Here is a 26,105-nt window from a genome sequence, read left to right on the forward strand (position 1 = left end):
ACCTTGCCTATTGTATAGGGGAGCACGGAATTTGCTATGCAACATTTGTTGATTTAGGATGGAAGGAAGCTGCGATCCGCTGGAGCCATTGCTCCACCGTATCCCCATAAACAGCTAAGCTATACTCCTGTTCTGCCTGCTGCCGACAGGCGGCCCGCTCAATTTGATCAATCTTGCCAATGGCGGCAATTAAAGCCTCAACAGAATCTGGGGTAATGAGAAACCCCGTTTGGCCATCGCGGATAATTTCCCTCGGCCCACCACGATTGTAGGCAATGACGGGAACGCCACAGGCAAGGCTCTCAATGACCACGTTGCCAAAGGCCTCAACCCAACGGGAGGTGAGCAACAGGGCGCGACACCGCCGCAGATGGGCTTGCATTTCTCGAGTGGGGAAAAATCCCAGATATTCAATGGGGGCATTGGGGTAGTCAGCTTGGATGCGCTGCCAATAATCTATATCCTGCAACTGTCCCATAATTTTTAAGGGGGTGCGAGTGACATTGACAGCGGCAACCGCATCTTCGAGTCCCTTTTCGGGAGCAATCCGCCCCAGCCAGCAAAGGGCATCCTCTGGTTCTGTACAAAAGTCATAAAGCGAAAGATCAAGGCCACTGCCTAAACACACACAGCGATCGCCAAAGGGGAAGGTGGCCGCTTGGGTACGGGTATAGACACCAATGGTTCCCGGATACTTGTCAATGACACTGGCGATCGCCTGATCCATGACCTCGGAGACTGAGGCCATACTTACCAGATGCCCCACAGGACGGCTTAAAAACGGTGTCAGGTAAAAGGGCAGCCAATCGTAGGCAAAGTTGACAATGACATCAAAGTCCTGTTGAAGCTGCCGCACCCGTGCCCACATATTGGCTAAGACACTATTGGGGGGCAGGAGAATCGGTTGATCGCGGGTTTGATGCTGCGCTGGCACTTGCAGGTTTCCCGCTACTTCTTCAATGGTTGCCGCTACTGGCAAGTGAGAACCCTTGGGGGCAAGGATGTGTAGGGTGTGCTGGCGATCGCCCAAGGCCTGAGCCATATTGAGGATCGTCAATTCAACGCCGCCCCCCTTTCCTGTGCCTAGGGGGCCAACCGAAGTGGAAACAAAAAGGAGCTTCAAAAGTCAACTCCTAGCGCAGAGCCTCAGCACCGGCCACCACTTCGAGAATTTCTTGGGTAATGGCGGCTTGACGCGCTTTGTTGTAGGAGAGGGTCAGGGTACCAATCAGGGCTTGAGCATTATCGCTGGCGTTGTTCATTGCCGTCATCCGTGCTGCTAATTCTGAGGCGGCGGCCTCTTGCAGTGCCCGTAGCAACTGGTTATTCAAGTACAAGGGCAGTAGGGCATCGAGAATTTGCACCGGATCCTGCTCAAAAATCATATCGGGGGGTAGAGCAGGCAGGGTCGAGGTCACTTTCTCGCGGTTGACTTCCAAATGGGAGGCCCGGGTTGTCAGGCGGAAAATTTCATCATCGGCGGTTTCCAGCCCTTGAGGATCTAAGGGGAGCAGGGTTTGGACAACCGGCTTTGAGCTAATGAGGGAGACAAACTTGGTGTAGATGAGCTCCACCCGATCTACCGTTTCCGAAAGGAAGAGGGAGAGCAGTTCACTGGCAATTTGACCCGCTTCACTGGCGGAGGGGATCTGCTCTAGGCCAGAATAGACTGCATCAATGGGATAGTCGCGGCGCTGGAAATATTGAGCTGCCTTGCGACCAACAATCACTAAGGTGTATTTGAGGCCCTCAGCTTCGAGTTCTTGGATACGTTCCTTGGCTCGGCGAATGACGTTGGTATTGTAACCACCGCATAGCCCGCGATCGCCCGTCACCACCAGCAACGCCACCGTCTTCACAGGGCGCTTTGCCAACAGCGGTAAGTCCACGTCCTCAAAACGCAGTCGAGTCTGCAAGCTGTAGAGCACCTGGGCCAAGCGATCGGCAAAGGGACGGCTCGCCATTACTTGCTCTTGGGCACGGCGAACTTTTGCTGCCGCCACAAGGCGCATAGCTTCAGTGATCTTGCGGGTATCTTTAATTGTTTTGATGCGATCGCGAATAGCTTTGAGATTGGCCACGGTAATCTAAACTCCTAAGCAAAGCGTCCCTGCCCTAAAATTTTAGCCCAGAGGGGGATCGCCTAAGCAGTCTTTTCCCTAGGGGTTGACCCACCGGCCAGCATTGTGATCACAGGAACCGCTAAGGCAGCAACAGGGGGAAGAATGCGGCCAAGGGGTTGAGGGAGATTTAAGCTGACGCTCAAGGCAGAAACCACAGTTGCTGCAATGCCACTGATCCAAAGCACTGTGTCGCGTCGCCGTTGTTGTCGCTTCAGGCGGTGATTTTCCTGGGCAGCAAGGGTGAGGTCGGTGGGCACAACGGTTGAGGATTGATTGCGCAATCCTTCTAAATCCTGCTGTAGGCTCTGCAGTTCGTTTTGGACTTGAGAAAGTTCCTCGTGCAGGCGATCGCGCTCTTCTTCCACTTGGGTGAGTTGCCGTGTCACCTCCACCAAGCGTTGAGCAAGGTCTGCATTGGGAGACTTCCCTAAGAGTGCCGTATCCTCCAAAGGCGCCGCTGGGGCAGCAGCTAGGAGAGTTTGCACTTGCTGTTCCAGAGCCGCCTTTTCGGTTTGCAGGGCAGTTAGCTGAGCTTGCAGTTCCTGTACTTGGGAGGCTTGAAGTTGCAACGTCGCGAGTTGCTGCTGCAGTTCGTCCTGCTGAATGAGAGCCTGTGCCAGTTCCTGTTCAAGATTTTGCCGCAGGCCGCTCAAGGTGTCATTTTCTTCGCGAAGACGGGCAATTTCCGCCTCTAGAGGGGCTGTTTCTATCGCTGGGGTTGCTACCTGTGCCCCTAGTTCGTTCATCTTAGCCAAGAGGGCTTCATGCGCCTGCTGAAGGCGCTCCAGGTCTTGGCTCAGTTGATCTCGTTGCTGTTGAACATTGTTGAGTTCTGCAGTGAGCTCGCTAATTTGCGCCTGTAGGGATTGGTTGTGGGCGATCGCCCGCTGTTGTGCAGTAAGGGTGAGGGACTCCAATTCAGCCGTCAGGGAGTTGAGATCAATACCCTGTGCAGGGGGGCCGTCCACCTCACCCAAATCACTGATGATGCTCTCTAATAGGTCGTCGGGTTGGTTGCTAGGGGATTCTGGACTGGCCATGATCCGGATACCTGTGGGAGTGCTAAGAATTGCTCCAATTATAGCGATCGCCGTCCCTATCCTCTAGGCTAGAAGGCGTTCGTTAGTTCTCAAGCTACCTCCATCCTCAAACGCGAACTGGGACTTTGGGGCGCAATTTTAACGGTCCAGGCTCAATGATTGGTACGGGCCTGTTTGTCAGTTTAGGCATCGCCACCGACCTCAGTGGCTCTTGGGTGTTGATAGCCCTCATCCTAGCAGCAGCGATTGTGTAACGGCCTCAGGAGTGCCCAATTGGCTGTCTCCCATCCTGTGAGTGGGGGGCACTGACGACTATGGGTACCACTCCCCTTTTCGGCTCTACAGCAGGGTGGATGTTTTTAGTGGCCAAATCGGTTCCCTCGGCACTGCCGCCCTTGGGTCTGTGGCTTATCTCCTCCAAGGTTGGGCCTAAAAGACAGCAGCAGGCGCTGGCAAGTGATGGCTGCTCTGGGGCTACTGGCGGTCTTGACCGGCGTGGTGGTTTTGGGGCTCCGCCGATCGGCTCAAGTGAATCTGGGGATTCTCCTTTTGAGCTCAGATGCCACCCCAAGGCAAACAACCTGTCGCTGCCATTCTCACTGGGAGTGGGGGGATTGGCTTATTGATCCCCATTGGCAATGTGAAAACTACATGGTCCTTTAGTCCCTTTAGCATGCTGATTGACTACGCCCTTACCAACCTTGCCGCACTGCAACTGAAGGAGCGACAATTCCCCCGCTGGCTTGCGGTTGTGGGTTTACTTGGCTGTCTCGGGCTGGTCTTTTGGGTCGAAGTGCAAGTGGGGGTAGCGGGGTGTGATCTCATGCTTCTTGGACTTGCTTGGCACTACTGGATGCGGAGGGCAAAGGCCGTTTGAAAGTCTTGACGGGTCATCGGTTGCGTCACCTCTAGCCCCTCACCCCCTAGGACACGGAGCGGTTCACCACCAATGGAAATCCAAACCGGTGCCTTGGGATCACTTGCCGTTGCTGTGTACAAGACCTGCCCTAAGCGCGCTTGCATCGAAGCACTCCCCCCGCCCTTGGTAAACTCTGGGGAGAGATCGATATGGATGCCATCGGCTTTGACTTCTACCCAATTGACACGGGTATTTTCCGGAATGCCGGTGGTGACATCTTGATTGGCAGGCCCCGCCAAAAGCCGCTCCAGACGCGATCGGATAGAGAGTTCTGGCCGTGTTGCCGAGGTATTAATCCGTACTGTTGTAGGCACTAAAATGAAGGTGTCCCCTTCATTTTTAACCCAAAAGATTTGAGTTTCCTGCTGCTGGGCAACTTCCGCCGAATTGAGAACTGGATCTCCCTGCCGAGGAGGATTCAAGGTTAGCCATGCCGCTGTACTAGCCGAGGCAAGGCCAATAACAGCCAGCACAATCAATGCGGGGCGGGAGCGGGTGACTTTTGCTACCATCACGATCTCTCCTTGGCGGGATGCACCTGCCTTTATTTTAGACGTGACCATTCAAGGGTAAGGTTCCATTTCCAGGGGCGTTAGGGGCAGGGGACAACTCCTTAAACTAGTTAAACTAATAGTTGTCTCTTTGGATATCGTTTAAGTCATCGTGCAAACCACTCTCAGTACAAAAGAACTGGCTACTGCTCTTTTTGACGCGGTTAGGATTGCTCCCGAAGATTGGCATCGCCTCAAAGGCAATCGCCGTGCCCGTGCCCTCGAACAAGCGGCTGCCGCTCTGGTCTATCTTCTCAAGGAAAATGATGCTGAGGCACTGGCGCATCTCCAACAGGCAGTGGGTTGGCTCGATCGCTCGATTAGTCCACCTCCCTGCCGTACACACCACCACTAGCGGTGCCAGCGTCGCCACTGGGAAACCACCAAATCGCTTGTGACATGGAGTAGTGCCGATAGCTCTAGGCCAAGGGCGATCGCGACTCCGCAGCGCCAATCCACTCGCCACCAGTGATGCAGCCATTCCTGTAGTCCCGTGAGATGACCCGTACAGGCGGCTACGCCAGCAATCAGTCCCAGCCCTAACCCCAGCCAAAAACTGAGATACAGCAAACGAATAAGGGTTCCCACTACTGGGCCATGGGTCCAAAGGGAGCGGTGGCAAAACATCTTTTGATAGGGCAGCCAAATTATCCGTAGCCAGCCCCAACGGTAGTAGGGTAATGAGACTGTATCTAGATCAGGGCTGAGGAGAAAGCCGCCAATGCCAAAGCTGCTACTGGCAATTGCCCCCCAAACCCAATCGCGGGTCAGGGCACTGACTGTAAAGCCAACCATTGGCATAACGATCCATGTCAGGCGATCGTGGGTGCGACCACTGGGCATCCACTCCTCCGAACGCACTTTCCCTGAGAAACTACGGACAGGTACGCTGGATCATGCAATAGCAGAACTTATTGAGGACGGTGTGCGTCTAAGTGAGCTTGAAGCAACTAGGCTGAAATTTGAATTTGATGCAGGGCGATCGCGCAAAACTAAATCGCAGGGTATGCCAGTTCACACACCTATCCCCGATCAGGTATGCTGAGCACGTTTGAGGGCATGGGTTGGCGAGCCAACTGAACCGTGGGATTGCGCATCGCTGGTGGAGGAAAGGGAATGGAGCAACCGTGGCATTCTTGGCAATTTCGAGCTGTGGTGAGTTGTCTATGGGCACCCACCGCCGCATGGGTTATGGCTCAGCCAGCTACAGCCAGGGATCTGCAATTGTGGCGCCTCAACCCTGCCACTAATCAACTGGAAATTCGCACCGAACGCGCTGTTCAGCCCCGTGCTGAGTTGGTCTATAACCCAACCCGCCTTGTCATTGACTTGCCTGGTGTCGTTCTCGGTAGCCCCCCAATCAGTCAAAACTACGGTGGTGCCATTCGCCAAGTGCGGGTTGCCCAGTTTGACCCCCAAACCACGCGGATTGTGGTTGAATATGCGGCGGGTTTTACAATTGACCCACAGCAGGTGCGCTTTCGGGGAGTCACAGCCAATAACTGGTTGGTGCAACTGCCCACACCCCAGCAACAACCCGTTTCGCTACCGACGCCGCCCCCACCGTCTTCCCCTTCCACCCCTTCGGTACCGCCCACAGAGCCCCTGCAAATTCGGAGTTGGCGTGCCGATGGAATAGGTTTTCTAGTGTTTGCCGATCGCCCCTTGGCGGAAGGAAGTTACACCATTCGCCGGCCGTGGCGCGATCGCATGGAAATCCTCCTTAGCAATAGTGAACTCATTCGCAACTTTAGTCCTCGGCGCTTGGAACTGCGCCGCTTTGGTGGGGATCGCATCCGCGCCGAAATCCGTGCCCAGAGCAATCGCCAAGTCCAAATCACCCTCGATATTGACGCCCAAGATGCCGATTGGCAAGTGACTCCCCGTCATGATGGCTTCGTGATTGTGCCCTCAAGCACGGCAATTACCCCGCCGACGGCTCCGCCACGCCCCCAACGACCTAGTGTGATTCCGGCGGCCAGTGCGCAAACCCCGGTCACAACCATCCAGCGCGTTGACTTGGGAGGACGAGAGTTGCTGATTCAGGGCGATCGCACCGTTTTCTATAGCGTGGGCTGGGAAGGCAATCGCTATCGCATTCGCCTACGGCAAGCACAGTTGGACGGTAACCTGCGCGAACCTCGGGTTGTCACCGGTAGCCCCCTGAGCAATATTGAATTTCGCCAAGAGGATGATCAAACGGTTTCTATTCTCCTGACACCAGCGCCCAACTTTCGCATCCTTGGACCTCGTCCCCTCTCTGCGGAATCCTTTGTGGTGCAAATCCAAGGGGTGAATGACTCGCCCACCAGTGCCCCAACACCCATTGATATCCCCCCCACAACCAAAACCCAGCCCCCCAGTCAGCCCGTACCTCGGGGTCGTTTTGTGGTGGTCATTGATCCTGGACATGGCGGCAGCGATCCCGGCGCCATTGGCATTGGCGGCATTCGCGAAAAGGATATTGTACTTGATATCAGCCTGCAAGTTTCGCAATTTTTGCAGCAGCAAGGTGTTCAGGTGATTATGACCCGCACTACAGATATTGATTTAGACTTGGCGCCTCGGGTGGCCATTGCCGAGCGGGCACGAGCAAATGCCTTTGTCAGTATTCACGCCAATGCCATTGGCATCGCTCGCTCCGATGTGAGTGGATTGGAAACCTACTTTGCCCCCGGACGCTCCAGCCGCCTTGCCGTTGCCATTCACAACAGTATTCTCAGTTCCTTGAATATTCGCGATCGCGGGGTACGCTCAGCCCGCTTCTACGTTATCCGCAATACCTCAATGGACTCTACCCTTGTCGAGACAGGGTTTGTGACGGGCGCAGAGGATGCTGCCAATTTCCAGAATCCAACCTGGCGAACCCAAATGGCACGGGCGATCGCCCAAGGTATTCTGAATTTTTTGAATGGGAGATGATGGAGCTGACGGGAGTCGAACCCGTGTCCGCCCTAGCTATTCATCGACTGCTCCTTCACAGGCTTAGCCTTTTTGACCCTCAGGCGGGGACTGTTCCTTATCCCGAACAGTAGGATACTCTGGTAGAGTCTTTGCTAAACAGTCCACCAGAGAGAACTGCCTAGCGCATCCGTTGGGGTTAACCCGCTGCCCTTAACGGAGTCGGACAACGAGTGCTCGAACCTGTTTAGAGGTCTTAGGCTACCGCAGCAGCTTTACGAGCGAAAGGAACGATATTGTTCGCAGTTACTTTTAGGTTGGACTTTGGATTAACGAGAGATAGTCCACTCTCGACCTGCATCACAGCCCAACTTTCACTAGGACGTCGAAGCCGTTTCAGCCCCTTGGCAAGAGCTACTTTTAAGCTAGCGCATTCTTTTAGAGTTGACAACGGGTAGTTATTAGTTATTCGAGTGACCTCCTGCCAGCGGTTTGCGGTTTAGGACGGGGTGCTGCGCCTGCTGTGGCCACTGTACGCTCCAACTGTTTGTGTTTATCAAAATACTGTTGCCACAGGGCAGGAGCATCCAGCGTGTCACCCCCGTGAGTCGTCAAGCGTTGCCGTACCCGGCAGAGGACGGGGGTATTCACACAGGCCCCCGCAATAATCACTTGCCCCTTACTGAGGGCGGGCAGTTCTCTGAGTAAATCTCGACCAGCAGCCTCGACGCCATGCTTGAGGCTCTCTTGATCCACGGGGTTGACAATCCGCAGAATAAACTGGCTCATACACTGGGAGAGAACATCGCTATCGAGTTTGCCCGGACGCTGGGTAATCAGTCCCACCCCCAGGCCAAATTTACGGCCTTCACTGAGAATCATGCGCAGCACCCGCTTACATTGCGAAGGTTCATGGGCAGGGGCAAAGCGATGGGCCTCCTCAATCAAAATAAACACTGGGTAAGGTAGGTATTGCTCATCGTCTTCACAGACCCGGCCTTTTTGGGTATTCATGCGGGCATGGTTGGTTTGGCGCAAAATTGCTGTGGCAATGACCTGCTGCTCCTCAAGGGGAATCTCATTCATTTGCAGAATAGTCACTTGGCCGGGGGTGAATAACTCCTTTGGTGGTAAGTGTTCCCAGGCATGGAAATAGTCGGAGCGCTGCATTTTTTCCAGCTTCCAAGCCAAAGCATCGGCAGAGGAACCGTGCTTGACCTTGCCCTCTTCATCTTCAACGCAATCCACCTCATAGACCGCTGCAATCAAATCTTGGGTACTCCAATGGCGATCGGGATACTGGCGGCGTACTTCATCGTGGGCTTTTTTGAGAATGGCCTGCTGGCGATCGCTCATCTGGGGAAGGAGGGTGAGAATATCGTAAAACTCAAGGGAGGAGACCCGAATTTTAATGTTTTCTGGTCTAATGATCTTCACCTGGGGTTGATAGCCATCTTCCCCTTGAAACTTTGAGTTTCCCCTCATTTGGGTCAAGGTGTCATATTCCCCATGGGGGTCAAGGATCAGCACCGCTGCCCGATTTTTGGGGGACAGCAATTCCTCCACCAACACACCTGCGGTATAGGATTTTCCTGACCCTGTCCCTGCAAGGATGGCCACATGGGTACTCACCAGTTCTTTGACATCAAGGGCAATGGGAACCGCACCCTCCTCGCGCAACAAGAGCGACCCGATATGAGCGGCCCCCGGCATCTCTGGCTTTTTCTTGTTGAGGACATCCTGTAGCAGTTGATCTTCCGCTAAATAGACCTTGGCACCGGGCAGGGGCAGCCGCCGCAAATTATTAAAGCCAAAGACCTTATGAAATTCGCCGATAACTTCTACGGTCATCTCATAGAGTTCCGACGGTTCACAGGTAAAACCAATGAGAGCAGCCACAGCACCAGGATTCAGTTCGTGATCGGCAAACATCCGATCCGGCAGATGCTCAATCAGACGGCAGCCAGTAATTTTACCCAAGACTTGGCGAACAGCACCATCATGGGAGTTTGAGGTTGCACTGGGGGAGTGGCTCAGCTCGTAATAGACAAATTCACCGATTCGCACCGGCTGGATATCAGGAGTAATAAAGACGTATTCGTTACCGCTGTCGCCAGGGCCTTTGACAATGCCGACAATATGACGATGACGCGAGGAATGATGACTGTTCATGGCACAGGATGGGCTCCCCAACCAAGATTGCAGTGTAGCTAACCCCAATCCTACGCGATTTTCCAATCCAGATACTGAAAGGTGCCTATTCCTCAGGTACTAGCGGTGGCCCACTGGGCGCAGGAATCAAAAAGGCAACAATAGCACCTAAGGCAAAACCGGCAACATTGCGCAGAACGGGTAGCCATTCTTGGGTGCGCACCAAAACAGGACCAAGGCCAAAGGCAAAGAACAGCATCCCCCACAGCGGCGAAAAGAGGAGAATCCATTTCCAAGCCACTTTTGCATCGGCACGGCGGGGACGAGCCACAAATCCCAAAATGATGCCGCCAAAGATCGAGGTGGCGAGGGTAAGGAGCCATTGCTCTTGGGGCAATCCCGGCACAGCACGACAGCCTCCCTGGGCAAGGCAGGTTTCAATGGCATGGAGAGATTGTAGAATGGCCTGATCTTCGCCGTTGTCGCGGACAAAGTATTGGTTGCCAAAGCGGGTTTGCAATTCGACCCAAAAGGTGCGCTGGAGGACGCGGTAGGCAGTGTCACCAACATTGAAGTTCAAGAGATTGCCGCCCCGCGTGTCGGCCACTAGCAGAATACTGCGATCGTCTAAGTCCCAAAAATCTCGCACTGCCAAGCCGGGGGTGCGATCGTACTGGGTGAGGACGCGCAATTTCCAGCCCGTCTGTGCTTCAAATTCTGCCAGTTCGCTGTCAAGGTGTTCTTTTTGAACGGGTGTCAGAATCTGTGCTAAGTCAACGACATTGGTAGGCTCAGCGGGCAACAACTCTGGATTGTTGAAGCTATGGGCAGGAGCGATCGCCCCCAACCAGCAGAAGCTAATAAGCACCACGACCAAGCCAATTTGGCAAAACCAGCGCCGAAGTTGTTGAGGCATCGTAATAAAAATTTACAAACGCGATATCTTTTTTAATTATCTTAAGGGCAGACTGTGGAACATGGCAATCAGCCTTGCCCCCGTTTCAGGAAATAATGCAGTATTTGTTCAAACTCCCCCCATCTTTAGATTGTCTTAGATTGTCATTGCTGCCCTGCCCGCCTAAGTTTCCCCTGCACTTTTCAGTGGCACAGGAATAGGACGCTGAGAAAGGCCCACTAAATTCTGGATAGACCTACATGACTGGGTTGGAGATAATAAATCCTCAAGTTGCTGAGCAAGTCTCAGCCAGATGATCGACCAGTGCTTTCTGTTTCATGGTTTGAAAAGTATTGTCAAAACCATTGGCACCAGAAGGAGCCAAGCTCATATCCAGCCCAGTTTGTCGAATGAAATCAGGCTTTAACTGGATGATTTCTGCGGGAGCCAACCCGTTTAATCCTTCGACCAACAGCGCCAGTAATCCCGTGGTTAGTTGCGAGTCGGAGTCGCCCTCAAAAAACACCTTTCCCTGCTGCAAACTGGCAGTCAGATACACCTGAGACACACAGCCGGGGACCTTATTTTCTGCTTGCTCATGGGGAAACACTGGTAGGCGCTTGGCAAACGAAAGCAAATATTCATAGCGCCGCTTCGGTTCCGCCATCTACTGGCAGCGCTGGACAATCCGCTCAAGGGAGTCAGGCAAGGGTTGGGAGGCGGTCAGCATGTCGCGATCGCGGCGTAAGTCGTGTAGTGAAAATAATAATTATTCTTACTATACAAAAAGCAGAGGAACTGCTGGAGGTCCTCTGCTATATCCATAGCATTAGCGCGGGGGACTGCTACAGAGCTAATAGATTGGCGGACGGCTGGCTAAATAATTGGGCAAACTGCCGGGCTGGGCGATCGCGCCAACCACCTTTGCCATAGGCATACCCCGCAATCAGAGGGAAGGCAATCGTTGCTTCCGAAAAAACCATCTGCTCAACATTCTTGTTCACCTTGCCCCAGGAATGGGCCTCCCGCAAGGTTGAACCAGACAGCGCCCCATCGCGTTCATCGGCAACTGTCACCTGAATCGCGTACTTGTGCATCGTCACATCGAACCCCAGCAGTTCCGCCGCAACCACCGTATCTTGGGCAAAGTTTTTGGGAACTCCCCCGCCAATCATGACCAAACCCGTGGATGGACTCGCCAGTTTACATTGGGTTAACTCGCGAAAATCGCGCACTGAATCAATCGTCAGATGAGCATCCGGAGAATTCCACTGGTGATGAACTAAGCCAAAACCTGCGGAACAATCGCTGAAGGCTGGAACAAAAATGGGCACATGATGCCGGTAAGCCGCCAATACCACTGAGGGCGTATCAGTGCCGCCTTGTTCCAGGTAGCGTCCCATTTCTTGGATAAATTCCCGTGAAGAATAAGGGCGCTTTTCCAGCGATTCGGCAATCTCGGCAATGGTCATATCGCAAACCCGCAGTTGATGTTCATCAATGTAAGTGTCATAGATGCGATCAATGCCGTGTTGGCGCAGCAGCTCATCATCCGCCAGCGGATCACCCACATAATGATAAAATCCCAATGCTTCAAAGAAATCTTGATCAACAATATTGGCCCCAGTGGAAACAATCACATCCACCATGTTATGGCAGATCAAATCATAGACCACTAACTTTAGACCTGCACTAAACAAAGAACCTGCCAGACAGAGGATAATCGCGCAATCCGGATCACGTAGCATTTCGTCATAGATTTTGGCAGCCCGTGCCAAGTTGCGTGCTTGGAAGGCCATGTGACTCATGGCCTCCACTAAGGGCACCACATCCAACGTTTTAATGTCAATGGGTTGAACAGTTTTTTGTAGCAACAGCTCGCGATTCATGCCTTTCTCCTGAACCTACTAAAAAAATACGACGTTACCGACGAATTGCTCAGTAAACTGATTACAGGGACTAACTAACAAGCCAGACCGCTCATACTGGGCGCTTCGCAGTGGTCGTACCAGGAGATAGCTGGATCAGATTGTCGCCGCTTGTCTAAGGAAATCTGGAGATCCCAACTTTTAAGCAAGATCGTGAGTGGATTCACCAATTCTGTTTTTGTACACCCCATTGATAAAACAGATAAAACATTTTTCTTACCTTACCTAGATTGAGCCCCCTAGAACACCCCCCCTAAGGGGATAATGGAATCCCTAGGCAAGATGGCTCGATTGCAGTGACTTGAAAATTTGTATCTCAGGCGCAATCAGTAAAATCCAAGAGTGATCAATCAGCGATCGCCCCCCCCACGCGGTTTGGTATCTTGTCACTTTCTTGACACTTGATTTCTAAAGTAGGCTTACCTTCTCTAAGGAAGGCTGAAGTTGATCTACTGGAGAACCATTCCCATGAAACAGCTACTCGCTTTACTTACCCTCGGTTTGCTGGGTCTTTCAGGAACTGGTATGGCGGCAACTAAAGTCCTTGCCCGCCAAAACCACCCCCAGATGGCAACCTTGCCGCAAGCAATGACTGCACAACTGGGGCGCGGTGAAGATCAGGAAATGGAGGAGGCCCGTAAAGAACAACAAGAAGACGCTCAACTGAAAAGCCTAGCCAAAATTACCCCGCAACAGGCAGAGGCGATCGCCCGCCAGGTGACTCCTGGCAATGTGAGTCGTATCTCCCTAGACAACGAAGATGGGAGCGTCGTTTACAAGGTGATCATTGGCCAGCGGGAAGTCATGGTTGATGCCGGCAATGGCCGCGTATTAGAGACGGAGCCATTGGGTCAGGAAGCTGCACACGACACTGCCCCCACAGGCAGTATTCGGGTGCCGCAGAATAACTAGGCTACTCAAGTAAGAGAGAAGAGAGGAAAAGAGTTTTTGCTTCTGATGCTTTCCTCTCTTTTCTTTGCTTTATTGTTAAACTCAGATCATTCTCGGAGAAACCATGATGAGACAACACAATAAAGTTGCCGAGGTCAATCTCTATTTTTGGATCATGAAAATTTTGGCCACGACTCTGGGGGAAACTGCTGGCGATTATCTCTCTATGTCCCTTGGATTGGGCTATTACACAAGCTTTGCCATTACCTTTTCAATTTTGGCAATCATTTTATGGTTGCAAATATCCATACTCAGGCAATATCATCCTGCAGTTTATTGGGCAGCGATCGTGGGAACAACAACGGCTGGCACTGAAGTTTCTGATTTAATGGATCGCTCCTTTGGTCTTGGCTATGCCAAGGGGTCTTTCATCCTAGTGACGGGTTTACTAGTGACTTTTGGCATTTGGTACTTTCGGGAACGCAATTTGAATTATTATCCCATTGTCAGGAAAGACATTGAGTTAATGTACTGGCTATGCATTATTTTTTCCAATAGCTTGGGTACAGCTTTTGGAGATTATCTCACCACTAATCTAGGACTGAGTTACCTGTCAGGTGCCATGCTAACCGCGGCGATTATTGGTGTAATCATGGCATTACATTACTTCACTCAGGTTAATGATATTGTTTTATTCTGGTTAGCTTTTATCTTGACCCGACCATTTGGGGCCACCTTTGGTGATTTCCTGACGAAGCCCCTTACTCAGGGGGGGCTGAGTTTATCCCGCAGCATTGCTTCTTTGGTTACCCTGGGGTTGCTAGGCATTCTTTTAATTGTTTCTACACGGTACCGGCGGCGCAAACATTCGCAAAGGGACTTCAGCCAGCCTCAGGCATTAGAGGAACATGAGGATCAAGAGTGATAGCTATGTAGGTGGAATCAGTCCAGAACTTTCTGCTGTCTTGGAAGCTTCACAGTAAAGCAACTGCCCCGTTGTAGTTGACTACTGACAGTAATTGTGCCGCCATGACGCTGTACAATGGCCTGAGTGATGGACAGACCTAATCCAGAGCCGCCTTCATCGTAGTGCCGGGCTGTATCTGCCCGCCAAAAGCGGTTGAAGATCTGCGGCAGATCCTCAGCCGCAATGCCAATACCAGTGTCCTTGACTAGGATGTAAACGGTGTGGCGATCGCTCCTTACTTCGACGTAGACATGTCCCATAGCAGGTGTGTATTGAATTGCGTTTTGCAGGAGGTTCGCAAAAGCGCGCCCTAACTGTTCTCGGTCACCGCGCACCTGCAAATTGGGGGCAATAGTTGCGGTTAAGACCAGACCACGGCTTGCGGCTTGCGGCTGGTAAAAAGCGACTTGTTCTCTCACTAAATCGGAGAGATTCACAGAACTGGTAGGGAGAGGTGCATTGCGATCGCCACGGGCCAACAGCAGCAAATCTTCTACCAAGCGAGTCATTTGTTGGGTTGCGCTACCAATAGCCATCAACGCCTCACGGTCTTCTGGGCGCATCCCCTCAGCGTACTTAAGAGAAACCTCCACATTGCTGGCGATCGCCATTAGGGGACTGCGCAACTCATGGGAAGCATCGGCTGTAAACTGCTTCAGTTGCTCAAAGCTGGCCTCAATGGGTCCCATAGCTTGGCGGGTCAGCCACAAAATCCCCCAACCACTCACGGCCAAACTCACCATTACCCCCACCCCTAAGCCCCAATCCAAGCGCCTCATGGTATCCTCGAAGGCCGTTAACGATTGGCTGATGCGCACATATCCCACCTGTTGACCGGTGTCAGGATTGAGGATCGGCAAGGTGACTGCCTGCATCCCTGGCTCTCCTACTTGCGTCTGTACAGTTGCCTTGGGATCGAGGGGCAAGGCTAGCACGTTGATTCCCTGCTGCGCAATTAAACGACCCCGTAAATCAAACCACTGCAATGCCTGTTGTTGCCGCTGCAACTGCGCCAAGTCTATATCATCTGTTACTTTAAAATGACGATCTTCGATTTCAACATTAGCCATGACCCCTTGGCCAAGTGCAGTTAGCCGATCGGTCAGTTGTTGGCGTAGGCTCTGCCAAAAGGCAACGCGCACCGCTGCAGCAAAACTGCCTAACACCACCGCCAAGGTCAGTAAATTAGATAGCAGCAAGCGCCAGCGGATGGGACGAAACATGGCTATTGTGCCTAATCTAGCAATTCTAAACAGTACCCCATGCCATAGACATTCTTGATGGCGATCGCCTTACAACCAGCAGCTTTGAGCTTGTGGCGCAAGTTGGTAATGTGAGTTTTGATGGTGTTGTCTCCTGACTCTTCGTCGAATTTCCAAAGCTTATCTCTCAAGACAGAACGACTTACCACATGGTGGGGATGGTTCAAAAAATACTCTAAAAGAACATATTCCTTAGGAGTAAGATGTAGGGGCTGCCCCTGCACTGTTACCCGTTGAGCCGCAGGATTCAATACCAAGTCTCCATACACAAGACAGGGGGGAGCTAGCTCACGGTAGCGACGAGCTAAGGCGCGAATGCGGGCAGAGAGTTCTTCTAAGGTAAAAGGCTTCACTAAGTAATCATCGGCTCCGGCATCGAGGCCAATGACTTTATCTTCCGTTGTGTCCTTGGCTGTGAGCATCAAAATCAATGCAGGAGAGTGGGCTTGGCGTAGGCGCTTGCATAAAGTCACGCCATCCAATTTTGGCAACATCAGATCTAGCAAAATCAAATCAAAATTGCCCGCCTCAGCATAGTTCCAGCCTTCTAGCCCATCTCGAGCAACATCAACAATATGGTGCTGGTGGCGTAAATCCCGAGCTAAGGATCTGGCAATGCGATCATCATCTTCTACGATTAGAATTCTCATGCCTCCATCCCCTTTGCAAGTCATGCCCCCATATCTTAATCCTAAGCAGCATGGTAAGACTACTCAAGATTTATCCACTTTGCGCACCCCATAGGATGCCTGCAACCTCTGGAAAATTCACCCGGACTCGGTGTTGTCAACACTGGAGGCATTCAAAAGACATTCAAAAGACAATGACTAACCTGTGCCTCCAGCCGTCGGCTTCTTGGCAATTTGTCCCCTACGATGTGACGCGAGGAACCAACCTGCCGGAACCATTGCATCATGTTTTGAGCTTTTTTGAGCTTTGCCAAGCAGAAGTTAGCACAGATCACGCTCCTGACTCAGACACTCACAGGAGCAGTTACAGAACCACCGGATTGAGTAAAAACAGGCCGCTGCAAGCCCCTAGCTTCAGATACGGGATGAGTCGCACCTTTTACATAAGCTCTTCATCTTACATAAACAAAGTGACCAACGTGAATCCTTGTTGAAAACCCTGAAACGAAGCCAGGCAAAGGCTTAATTGTATCGGCATTGTGTCGGCAAAGCTGAATAATCAAATCAAGGATAGGCAGCATAAGCTGACGATAAGACTTGTTTCCAACCTCAAGAATACCGAGGTGCAAACCCTTGTGATTGGCGACATCCGAGAGATTCGCAAGTCGGTTGATTCCTTACTAAGGTGATAATCCGCGGTGCCGGAGTAGGGGTTCGGTGCTCGGTGCGCGGCCTCGGAAGGCTTTGAAAATTTCCAGGGGGGTTGGCTGCCGCCAAGGGCAAGCACGGTTTCGCGGTAGCGTCGTCCCATTTCAGCGATGGCCTGCTCATTGTCTAGGCCGACTTCTTCAAAGGCAGCAAAGGCATCGGCACTGAGAACTTCTGCCCAAAGATAGCTGTAGTAACCCGCAGCATACCCCCCGGCAAAAATGTGGCTAAAGCTACAGAGAAAAGCATCCTCTGGCAGGGGGGGCAAAATTGTTGTTGTCTGTGCTAGGCGATCGCGCACCTGTTGCGGGGTTTCTCCCCCTTCTGGTCGGTAGCGGTGGTGCAGCTCCAAATCCAACAAGCTAAAGTGCAACTGCCGCAATAGGGCACTCCCTGCACGATAGGTACGGGCGGCAACCAGTTTTTCGTAGTAGTGTTCTGGCAGAGGTTCCCCGGTTTCATAGTGGCGTGCCATGCCAAAAAGGGTCGGGCGATGGTAGCACCAATTTTCCATAAATTGACTGGGGAGTTCGACGGCATCCCACTCCACATTGTTAATGCCGGCAGCGCCCGCTTCGTCCACCCGTGTCAGCATGTGGTGCAAACCATGGCCAAATTCGTGGAAGAGGGTTTCCACTTCACTAAAGGTCATCAGGCTGGGCTTGCCATCCACAGGCGGCGTTTGATTGCAGATTAAGTAGGCAACGGGTAAACGGGTACGCCATTCTCCCTGCAGGCGATATTTAGCGCGACCCAGGCAGTCATCCATCCAGGCACCACCGCGTTTCTCGCCAGGACGGCTATAGGGATCAAGGTAAAAGTGGGCGATCGTTAGATTGTTTTCATCTAGAATCGCAAAAAAGCGCACATCGGGATGCCAAACGGGGACTTGGCCATCGGCTGGCACAACCGTCACCCCAAAGAGCCGCTTCACTAAGCCAAATAGACCCTCAAGCACTTGAGGTAAAGGAAAGTAGGGGCGTAGTTCCTCGTCCTTGAAGTCAAAGCGGGCTTCCCGCTGACGTTCTGCCCAATAGGGAATATCCCAGTGCTGCAGATCATTGGCTTCGGGTGCCCCTTGGGCAGCAGCAAAGGCTTTGAGTTCTTCCAGTTCCCGCGCAGCAGCACTGTAGCTGACTTGGCGCAGTTCCTCAAGGAGTTGTTCCACACTGGCCACACTGTCTGCCATTTTGCTGGCAAGGCTGAGTTCAGCATAGGTGTTGAATCCTAAAAGCTGGGCCTCTTCGACGCGCAGGGCAAGGATGCGCTCAAGAATTGGCCGATTATCCCACTCACCACTGCTGGCACGGGAGATGTAGGCACGATAGAGCTGTTCCCGCAAGTCCCGCCGCTGGCTGTGCTGCATAAAGGGGCCAAAGCTGGGGAAGTCGAGGGTAATGTGCCATGGCCCTGTTTCTGGAGTTGCGGTGTCAATGCCATCTTGGCGAGCGGTTTGGGCAGCCAGCGCCAGTAAACTGGGGGGAAGTCCAGCCACTTCATCGGGTTGGGTGAGCTTGAGGCGAAAGGCCTTGGTGGCATCTAAAAGGTTGTTGGAGAATTGGGTAGATAGCTCCGCCAGTTCCAGTTGAATGGCATTGAAGCGCTCCTTGGCGGCACCGGTGAGGCCAACCCCACTGTGTTCGGCATTGCGAATGGCTGCTTCAACGATGCGTTTGCGGGCGGGGGGATAGCTCTGAAATTCTGGACTGGCAGCCAGTGCCTTAAAGCCTTCATAGAGGGGGCGCGATTGTCCCAGACGGGTGTAGAATTCCACCACTTGGGGTTGAACTGCTTCGTAGGCTTGACGCAGCTCAGGACTGTTTTTGACCCCTGTAAGATGGCTAACAATACCCCAGGTCCAATCCAACCGATCGCTGAGGCGTTCTAGGGGTTCCACTAACCCTTCCCACGTGGGGGTAAAGGATTGCTCAAGGGCTTCTAGTTCTTGGGTGAGTTCCTGCAACAGTTGGCGCAGGGCGGGCTCAACATGGCTCACCTGAATCTGATCAAAGGGGGGAAAACCATCGCCCCGCAATAGGGGATTCTCGGTGTGAGGGGAGGTCGCAATAACCATTGGTGTCCTACCTAGGTGCGATTCGACTGCTGACGCGCATGGGCGATCGCCCGCTTTAATTGGGCTAAGGCCAATTCTAACCGCGCTTCGGGAGCCACGGGAACCAACCCTTGGGCGGTCATTTCCTGAATTTCAAAGTGAAGGTGCGGCCCTGTGGCGTTGCCTGTACTTCCCACCAGGCCAATCACATCCCCCTGCTTCACCCATTGGCCAGGATTGACAAAAGTCTGGGAGAGATGGGCATAAAGGGTTTGGTGCGGTTCTGGCGGGTGTTGCAAAATGACGGTGAGGCCATAGCCCCCTAGCCAGTTGGACTCAACCACGCGGCCATCAAAAACCGCCAGCACGGGTGTTCCTTGGGGAGCGCCCAAATCTGTTCCTGAATGGAAGCGGCGATCGCCAAAAATGGGATGGATGCGCCAGCCGAAGGTTGAGGTAATGGGCACCGGAAACGGCAAGGGAAAGAGCAGTTGGCCGCGGTTGACGGTCAGCCAACGCAAGGGATTCGCTCCTGGAAAAGGCTGACGTACATAGGCGGGCGCAGCCGCTTGGGCAGATGGCAAAACATTTCTTGGGTTGGCAGCAACCACAGGGCGATGGAAGACTGGAGCAGAGGGTTGGCGGGTGGCAGGGGTGGTGGGGGGTTGAGGACCTGGGGCTTGGCAAATGTTGTGGGGAATGCTCTCGCTAACGATGGCTTGACAGCCTGTGGAGCGTTCTTGGATCACGATGGGAATGGCGCGGGTGGGCTGAAGGTTTTCGAGGGGTTCACTACCGGGGGGTGGATCCACGGGTTCTGTGGAGAACACAAGAGGCTCACTATCCACTGGTTGAACAGGATTCACTAGGATCGGTGCAGCCGCTTCTGGTTCGACTGGCACAGTTTCGGCAACACTCTGGCGAGTCCCCCAGGTCGCTGTCAATAGACCCAGTGTCAGCCCAAGGGCAATGACGCGCTGCTCGATCATGATTCATCCCATCACATCCATTCTTTCAAATTCTAGGCGCAACCTTAGGGAATGACAATCTTCTAGCGATCGCGAATCCGCATATAGGCCTGAATCACCTTGAGGACCATGGGGCCACAGACAGACCCACCGCCACCCCCTGAGTTTTCGGCAAAGGCCACAACAACAATTTCCGGGTTCTCGGCAGGGGCATAGGCGCCAAACCAGGTGTGGTTAGGCCGAGGTGGATCTTCCCCTGTACCACTTTTGCCGGCGATCGCCACCTCGGCAATATTCAGAGCCGCTCCTGTACCATTGGTCACCACCTGTCGTAAGCCTTGGCGGAGCACTTGTACGGTAGAAGGCTTCAAATTCAATGACTGTCGCCAGCGATCAGGATTTTCAGAAGCAATCAGGTGCGGACGCACTTTGTAGCCCCCATTCGCAGGCACGGCAAACATCACCGCCGCTTGAACCGGACTCACCTGCAACGCCCCTTGGCCAATGGCCGTGATTAAGGTGTCGCCGTCGTACCAGCCTTCGCCAAAGGTTTTCCGCTTCCACTGGGGATCTGGGACAAAGCCCGCTGCTTCTCCCGGTAAGTCAATGCCCGTTTTGGTGCCCATGCCAAAGCGCCGTGCCCACTCAATCAGCGTTTCAGGACCAATGGCACGTGCAACTTGACCAAAAAAGGTGTTACTGCTCCAAGCTAAGGCGCCCGCAAAGCCCAAAGGCCCAAAGCCTGCCCGATTCCAATCGTGGAAGGCAAAGCCCCCTGTATAAAGAGCAGGATAGGTCATGAGAACAGTATCAGGGCGGAACTTCCCAGACTCTAGAGCCGCCACCGTTGTTACAATTTTGAACGTACTCGCGGGGGGAAACCCTTGGAGGGCACGGTTGACAAAGGGAAATTGCCGCCGCTGGAGCTCATCCCATTGCTCTTGGGTCATACGGCGAGCAAACCAATTGGGGTCAAAGGCAGGGTAACTGGCCAGAGCAAGAATCGAACCATCGCGGGGATTCATCGCCACGATCGCCCCCGGTCGACTCCCTAGGGCCGCTTCCGCCGCTTTTTGCAGGTCTAAATCCACCGAAAGCATAATATCATTCCCCGGGCGGGCCACCTTTTGCCCAAGAATGCGAATGACTTTGCCTTGGCCATCCACCTCCACCTGCTGACCGCCCCAAGTTCCCCGCAGTACTTTTTCATAGGTGGCTTCCACGCCCATTTTGCCTATAACATCCCCAAGGCGATAGCCCTGATCTCGCCGCGCCGCCAGTTCCTCTTCATTCAGTTCCCCAATGTAGCCAATGATGTGGGCCGCCGTTTCACCATGGGGATAAAAGCGCAGGGCTTCACGGTCAATTTCGACCCCCGTCAGCAAATTGCGGTGTTCTTCGAGAGCAACAATTTGCCCTTGGTTAATCCCTTGGGCAATGCGAATCAACGAAGGGGAATTCACCCCCGCTTGTTTGACCCGCGCCTCGATCTCACTGGCGGGGATATTGAGCACCCGCGAGAGAATCCTCACCGTCTGCGGCCACTCCGGCTTTTTAGCAGCAAGGGGCCAGAGAAAGACGGAGTAGGAGAACTTATTTCCGGCCAAGATCCGCCCTTTGCGATCCAGAATCTTTCCCCGCTCCGGCGGTTTGGGAATCAGGCGAATGCGGTTTTCATCGGCCATCTGGCGGTTGCGATCGCCTTCAACAATTTGCAGGTAAGCCAAGCGACTGCCAATGCCCCCCAGCAAAAATACCGTCATGATTGAGAGCAACACCAAGACCCGACCCTGTTTGCCAACCCCGCGATCGTAGGCTGGGTAGGTGAGGGAACGAGTGGGGTGTGGTTTTAGCATTGCCATAGGCAGGAGGAGTTGATCACTGCGTCTATTCAATTGCCACTCTATCAGATGGGCTGAAACCAGCGTTGGAGAATTCCGATAACCTATAACCTAGAAGAAGTTGAAGTATTGCGGCTGCATGAAGCGATCGCGCCCCCGTCCCCAAGTCCAAGCCCCCAGTCAAAATCTGGACTCATTCCTCGATGTCCTCACGAATACTGTGGGGGTGATGATCTTTGTTTGCCTCTTTGCTAGCTTGACGGCAGCAGTATCTCCTGCTCTTGTGCGCACCCCCATTGCCCGCGAAACCCGCAAGGAGGTGTATTTCTTTGAGTGCCGCGAAAATCGCGTCCTGCCCCTTGAGGCAGATCAAGCCAGTGAGGCCATCGATCGCCACCTAAGGCACGTTAGTGACAACCCCTTTGCATCCCCCGATCAAATTCAGCAAGAACTGGCGTCCTTTCGCTACAGTACCCGCTACTACGATGTACGCCTGAGTCTGGTTCTCCAAGGAGAGAAACCCATTCTGCAAACCCGCTTTGAGCCCCGCGATCGCCTTGGTGGGGAGTTTTTCAACACGCTGGAAAAGCCCAGCTCCAACTTTCGCCGTGTTCTTGATCGCCTCTCACCAGCGCGGTATTCCTTGGTTTTCTTTGTGCGTCCCGATGGCTTTGATTGTTTTCGAGCTGCCCGTGGGATTGCTTGGCGCAGTGGTTTTGATGTGGGTTGGGAACCGATGGGGGAGGGGCGTCCCATTGTCTTTGTCAGTGGCGGTGGTCGCCGTGTTACTGTGCAGTAGCCACAAGGAGGGATGATGCTTGCCAAACGAATTTTGCCCTGTCTGGATGTGAAGGCGGGGCGGGTGGTCAAGGGGGTGAACTTTGTTAACCTGCGGGATGCTGGCGATCCCGTAGAACTGGCTCAGGCCTACAATGCAGCGGGTGCCGATGAACTGGTGTTTTTAGATATTACAGCTACCCATGAAGAGCGCAACATCCTCATTGATGTTGTCTATCGCACCGCGGATCAGGTGTTTATTCCCCTAACGGTGGGGGTGGCATTCAGTCCCTGACGATGATCAAGGATCTATTGCGGGCCGGGGCAGATAAAGTCAGCCTGAATTCGGCGGCAGTGCGGCAACCTGATCTTGTGAATCGGGCCAGCGATCGCTTTGGTGCCCAATGTATTGTTGTTGCCATTGATGCTCGACGCGAAGCCCATTGTGCTCCTGACAATCCCCGCTGGCAAGTCTATGTGCGCGGCGGACGAGAAGCCACGGGTCTAGATGCCGTAGAGTGGGCCGTGGAAATGGCCAAGCGGGGCGCTGGGGAACTATTGGTGACCAGTATGGATGCCGATGGCACCCAGGCGGGCTATGACCTTGAATTGACGCGGGCGATCGCCGAGCGAGTGGAGATTCCTGTGATTGCCTCTGGGGGGGCAGGCACCTGTGAGCATATTCGCGCTGCCCTTGTGGAAGGGAAAGCAGAGGCGGCCCTCTTAGCCTCGCTCCTGCACTACGGCCAACTGACGATCGCTCAGATCAAGGACTATCTACATCAGCACCAAGTGCCCGTGCGCCAAGCAGAACCCCTCCCTCAACCAGCCAGAGAGGGGCTAGGGCATTCAGCTAGAACGGCCATGTCCAGTGGCTAAACTCTGGCTTGTCCACACCATACTCGTAGGCATAGCTGCGGGCGGCAATTTGCATGTTGCGGAATTTTTCCTTGGCATGGGCACCCGCCACCTGAAGTTCAGGGAGGCGATCGATGGCATCAATGGCCAGACTAAAGCGATCAATCTCATTATTGATGGCCAATTCTAAGGGGGTGTTGATGTTGCCCTTTTCCTTGTAGCCCCGCACGTGCAAGTTACGGTGATTGTGGCGGCGGTAGGCAAGGCGGTGAATTAACCACGGGTAGCCATGGAAGTTAAAGATAATCGGGCGATCGAGGGTAAATAGGCTATCAAAGTCGCGATCGCTCAGACCATGGGGGTGTTCGGTTTCCGGTTGCAGCTTAAAGAGATCCACCACATTAATGTAGCGAATCTTGAGCTCCGGAAACTCCTGCCGTAGGAGGGCGATCGCCGCCAACGCCTCTTGGGTGGGAATATCGCCAGCGCTAGCCATGACCAGATCCGGCTCGTAGCCTTGATCGTTGCTGGCCCAGTCCCAAATGCCCACACCTTTCGTGCAGTGAATAATGGCCTGATCCATCGTCAGGTACTGCAAGTGGCGCTGCTTGTCTGAAACAATCACGTTTACATAATTTTTGCTTCGCAGGCAGTGATCTGCCACCGACAGCAGCGAATTCACATCGGGAGGCAGGTAAATGCGGGTCACCTTGGCACTCTTGTTGCAGACAATATCCAGAAATCCTGGATCCTGGTGAGTGAAGCCATTGTGATCCTGCCGCCACACCGTTGAGGTAATCAGCAAGTTCAAAGAGGAAATATCTGCCCGCCACGACAGTTCATTGCAAATGCTCAACCACTTGGCATACTGGTTGAACATCGAATCAATCACATGGACAAACGCCTCATAGGTGGCGAAAAAGCCATGGCGACCCGTGAGCAGATAGCCCTCCAGCATCCCCTCCAGCGTGTGCTCGCTCAGCATTTCAATGACGCGCCCCTCCGGGGACAGCTCACCGCCATCGGCATCCTCATCAAAATACTCGGCAATCCAAAACTTTTTGCTGGCCTCATAAACCGCATTGAGCTTATTTGAGGTGGTTTCATCGGGACCAAAGATGCGAAAATTCGTGGGGTTGTTGCGCATGACATCCCGCAGAAAGACCCCCAAGGGACGGGTATTTTCCGCCTCGATTTGCCCCGGCTTGTCAAATGTAAGACCGTATTGACGAAAATCAGGCATTTTCAAATCTTTGCGCAAGAGCCCACCATTGGCGTGGGGATTCATGCCCATGCGGTAGTGACCCGTGGGCGCCAAAGCCTTGAGGTCAGGACGCAGGGTGCCATTTTCATCAAAGAGTTCCTCAGGGCGGTAGCTGCGCAGCCAGTTTTCCAAAAGCTGGAGATTTTCGGGATTGGTGTGCACATCCGCCAGCGGAACTTGGTGCGATCGCCACGACCCCTCGATCCTATGGCCGTTAACTGCTGCCGGGCCAGTCCAACCCTTGGGAGTGCGCAGGATAATCATCGGCCAACGGGGAAGGGTGGTCACACCCTCCTCACGGGCGGCCCGCTGAATCTCCTTGATTTTGGTTAAACAGTCGTCCAAGGTTGCTGCCATTGCTTGGTGCATAGAGGGGCGATCGGAGCCCTCCACAAAACAGGGCTCATAGCCCAAGCCGCGGAAGTAGCTTGCCAAATCTTGATGGGAAATGCGCGCTAGAATAGTGGGATTGTTAATCTTGTAGCCATTCAAGTTCAAAATAGGCAGTACTGCCCCATCCCGTGCCGGGTTCAGAAACTTATTGATGTGCCACGAGGTCGCCAAGGGGCCTGTTTCTGCTTCACCATCGCCGACAACCGCTGCCACAATCAAGTCTGGATTATCGAAGGCCGCCCCACAGGCATGGGAGAGCACATACCCCAGCTCTCCCCCTTCGTGAATTGAGCCGGGGGTTTCGGGGGTGCAGTGACTACCAATGCCGCCGGGAAAGGAAAACTGCTTAAAGAATTTTTTGAGACCGGCGGCATCCTCACTGATGTTGGGGTAAATCTCGCTGTAGCTACCCTCAAGGTAAACCGGCGCTAACACGCCTGGGGCACCATGACCCGGTCCTGCTAAAAAAATAACCTCCTGTTGATACTTTTTGATAATGCGGTTGAGATGCAAATAGCAAAAGGCCAAGCCAGGACTGGAGCCCCAGTGACCGAGAAGACGTTTTTTAATGTGTTCAGGCTTGAGAGGTTCCCTAAGCAGGGGGTTATCCAGCAAATAGATCATGCCCGCTGCTAAATAGTTACAGGCGCGGAAGAAGGCATCCATGGCCTCAACTTCAGCAGCACTCAGTGGCTGTCCTTGAATTGTGGCGCGAGCAAGACCAAAAGCATGGATATCCTCGGTGAGTGGGGTGGGACAGGGAGGAGAGCTGACCATATAAAGTCCTCGTCAAGTCAGTATGGGTCCTTAGAAAATCAACCTCGACGCTATGGATCAAAGTTGAGCGGCCTGTAAGAAGGGCCGTAGGTCCCCAACAGTCCCATCCTAGGACCTCAAAAGGAAGCAACCAGCAAATGGGCTAAATTTTTAATTATCCACTTAATTATCCATTCGGCCACTGCTGGTTCTTGATGGCAACGCTGAGC

19 protein-coding genes, 1 other RNA gene and 3 pseudogenes are annotated in these 26,105 nt (G+C 53.3%); 7 read left to right on the plus strand and 16 right to left on the minus strand.

Features of this window, described 5'->3' with window-relative positions; genetic code table 11:
• Positions 1–34: 34 nt before the first annotated feature.
• From NK55_RS03715 to NK55_RS03725, 3 genes are all read right to left on the minus strand, one after another.
• Positions 35–1,123: a glycosyltransferase family 4 protein gene (locus NK55_RS03715; RefSeq protein ID WP_024124471.1), complete on the minus strand. Its 1,089-nt coding sequence runs from the start codon at positions 1,121–1,123 to the stop codon at positions 35–37.
• A 10-nt stretch (positions 1,124–1,133) separates the two neighbouring features.
• On the minus strand, positions 1,134–2,081 hold the full coding sequence (locus NK55_RS03720) for a F0F1 ATP synthase subunit gamma (RefSeq protein WP_024124472.1): 948 nt from the start codon (positions 2,079–2,081) through the stop codon (positions 1,134–1,136).
• Positions 2,082–2,143: 62 nt separating this feature from the next.
• On the minus strand, positions 2,144–3,163 hold the full coding sequence (locus NK55_RS03725; RefSeq protein WP_024124473.1) for a hypothetical protein: 1,020 nt from the start codon (positions 3,161–3,163) through the stop codon (positions 2,144–2,146).
• A gap of 559 nt (positions 3,164–3,722) precedes the next feature.
• On the opposite strand from NK55_RS03725, the gene NK55_RS13655 reads away from it, so the two are divergent.
• Complete coding sequence (locus tag NK55_RS13655; RefSeq protein WP_041429044.1) at positions 3,723–4,040, plus strand: hypothetical protein; 318 nt, start codon at positions 3,723–3,725, stop codon at positions 4,038–4,040.
• On the opposite strand, the gene NK55_RS03735 is transcribed toward NK55_RS13655, so the two are convergent.
• Positions 4,010–4,594: a GerMN domain-containing protein gene (locus NK55_RS03735; RefSeq protein WP_024124474.1), complete on the minus strand. Its 585-nt coding sequence runs from the start codon at positions 4,592–4,594 to the stop codon at positions 4,010–4,012. The two genes, NK55_RS13655 and NK55_RS03735, sit on opposite strands and share 31 nt — an antisense overlap.
• 148 nt (positions 4,595–4,742) lie before the next feature.
• Between NK55_RS03735 and NK55_RS03740 the strand changes: the two genes are divergently transcribed.
• Positions 4,743–4,988 (plus strand): DUF6439 family protein, encoded by a 246-nt coding sequence (locus NK55_RS03740; protein ID WP_041429045.1) that lies wholly within the window; start codon positions 4,743–4,745, stop codon positions 4,986–4,988.
• Here the strand turns inward: NK55_RS03740 and NK55_RS03745 are convergent.
• On the minus strand, positions 4,985–5,476 hold the full coding sequence (locus NK55_RS03745; protein WP_024124476.1) for a metal-binding protein: 492 nt from the start codon (positions 5,474–5,476) through the stop codon (positions 4,985–4,987). The genes NK55_RS03740 and NK55_RS03745 overlap by 4 nt on opposite strands.
• Positions 5,477–5,749: 273 nt before the next feature.
• Between NK55_RS03745 and NK55_RS03750 the strand changes: the two genes are divergently transcribed.
• A complete protein-coding gene (locus NK55_RS03750; RefSeq protein WP_024124477.1) occupies positions 5,750–7,555 on the plus strand; it encodes an N-acetylmuramoyl-L-alanine amidase in 1,806 nt (601 codons plus the stop codon).
• Here NK55_RS03750 and ssrA read toward each other — a convergent pair.
• The 5 genes and pseudogenes from ssrA to NK55_RS03770 form a co-directional block, all read right to left on the minus strand.
• Positions 7,553–7,938: a transfer-messenger RNA gene (gene ssrA, locus NK55_RS12660) on the minus strand. The two genes, NK55_RS03750 and ssrA, sit on opposite strands and share 3 nt — an antisense overlap.
• A 61-nt stretch (positions 7,939–7,999) precedes the next feature.
• Positions 8,000–9,706 (minus strand): helicase HerA domain-containing protein, encoded by a 1,707-nt coding sequence (locus NK55_RS03755; RefSeq protein ID WP_024124478.1) that lies wholly within the window; start codon positions 9,704–9,706, stop codon positions 8,000–8,002.
• 85 nt (positions 9,707–9,791) lie between these two features.
• Entirely contained in the window at positions 9,792–10,601 is an 810-nt protein-coding gene (locus tag NK55_RS03760; RefSeq protein ID WP_024124479.1) for a TPM domain-containing protein, read from the minus strand.
• 265 nt (positions 10,602–10,866) lie between these two features.
• Positions 10,867–11,310 (minus strand): annotated as a pseudogene (locus NK55_RS03765) (SufE family protein).
• A gap of 115 nt (positions 11,311–11,425) precedes the next feature.
• Positions 11,426–12,469: a 1,9-bis(guanidino)-5-aza-nonane synthase gene (locus tag NK55_RS03770; protein ID WP_024124480.1), complete on the minus strand. Its 1,044-nt coding sequence runs from the start codon at positions 12,467–12,469 to the stop codon at positions 11,426–11,428.
• A gap of 507 nt (positions 12,470–12,976) precedes the next feature.
• On the opposite strand from NK55_RS03770, the gene NK55_RS03775 reads away from it, so the two are divergent.
• Both NK55_RS03775 and NK55_RS03780 read left to right on the plus strand, forming a co-directional pair.
• Positions 12,977–13,420: a PepSY domain-containing protein gene (locus NK55_RS03775; RefSeq protein WP_024124481.1), complete on the plus strand. Its 444-nt coding sequence runs from the start codon at positions 12,977–12,979 to the stop codon at positions 13,418–13,420.
• Positions 13,421–13,574: 154 nt separating this feature from the next.
• Complete coding sequence (locus tag NK55_RS03780; protein ID WP_255325308.1) at positions 13,575–14,324, plus strand: hypothetical protein; 750 nt, start codon at positions 13,575–13,577, stop codon at positions 14,322–14,324.
• Between the two features lie 17 nt (positions 14,325–14,341).
• Here NK55_RS03780 and NK55_RS03785 read toward each other — a convergent pair whose 3' ends face one another.
• The 5 genes and pseudogenes from NK55_RS03785 to mrdA all read right to left on the minus strand — a co-directional run bounded on the left by NK55_RS03785 (position 14,342) and on the right by mrdA (position 21,848).
• Positions 14,342–15,589, minus strand: coding sequence for a cell wall metabolism sensor histidine kinase WalK (locus NK55_RS03785; RefSeq protein ID WP_024124483.1), 1,248 nt, complete (start codon positions 15,587–15,589; stop codon positions 14,342–14,344).
• A gap of 11 nt (positions 15,590–15,600) precedes the next feature.
• Positions 15,601–16,278, minus strand: a complete 678-nt coding sequence (locus NK55_RS03790; RefSeq protein WP_024124484.1) for a response regulator transcription factor — start codon at positions 16,276–16,278, stop codon at positions 15,601–15,603.
• 659 nt (positions 16,279–16,937) lie between these two features.
• A pseudogene (locus NK55_RS03795) lies at positions 16,938–19,039 on the minus strand (M3 family metallopeptidase).
• Positions 19,040–19,050: 11 nt separating this feature from the next.
• Positions 19,051–20,007: a M23 family metallopeptidase gene (locus tag NK55_RS13965; protein ID WP_024124486.1), complete on the minus strand. Its 957-nt coding sequence runs from the start codon at positions 20,005–20,007 to the stop codon at positions 19,051–19,053.
• A 62-nt stretch (positions 20,008–20,069) separates the two neighbouring features.
• Positions 20,070–21,848 (minus strand): penicillin-binding protein 2, encoded by a 1,779-nt coding sequence (mrdA, locus tag NK55_RS03805; RefSeq protein WP_024124487.1) that lies wholly within the window; start codon positions 21,846–21,848, stop codon positions 20,070–20,072.
• A gap of 118 nt (positions 21,849–21,966) precedes the next feature.
• Here mrdA and NK55_RS03810 point away from each other — a divergent pair, with 118 nt between their 5' ends.
• Positions 21,967–22,626, plus strand: coding sequence for a hypothetical protein (locus NK55_RS03810; RefSeq protein WP_024124488.1), 660 nt, complete (start codon positions 21,967–21,969; stop codon positions 22,624–22,626).
• Positions 22,627–22,641: 15 nt separating this feature from the next.
• Positions 22,642–23,483: pseudogene (gene hisF / locus NK55_RS03815) on the plus strand (imidazole glycerol phosphate synthase subunit HisF).
• Here the strand turns inward: hisF and NK55_RS03820 are convergent.
• On the minus strand, positions 23,458–25,896 hold the full coding sequence (locus tag NK55_RS03820) for a phosphoketolase (protein ID WP_024124489.1): 2,439 nt from the start codon (positions 25,894–25,896) through the stop codon (positions 23,458–23,460). The pseudogene hisF and the gene NK55_RS03820 sit on opposite strands and share 26 nt — an antisense overlap.
• Positions 25,897–26,105 lie beyond the last annotated feature (209 nt).

The organism is Thermosynechococcus sp. NK55a, from assembly GCF_000505665.1.
In the GTDB taxonomy this organism is placed as follows: Bacteria; Cyanobacteriota; Cyanobacteriia; order Thermosynechococcales; family Thermosynechococcaceae; genus Thermosynechococcus.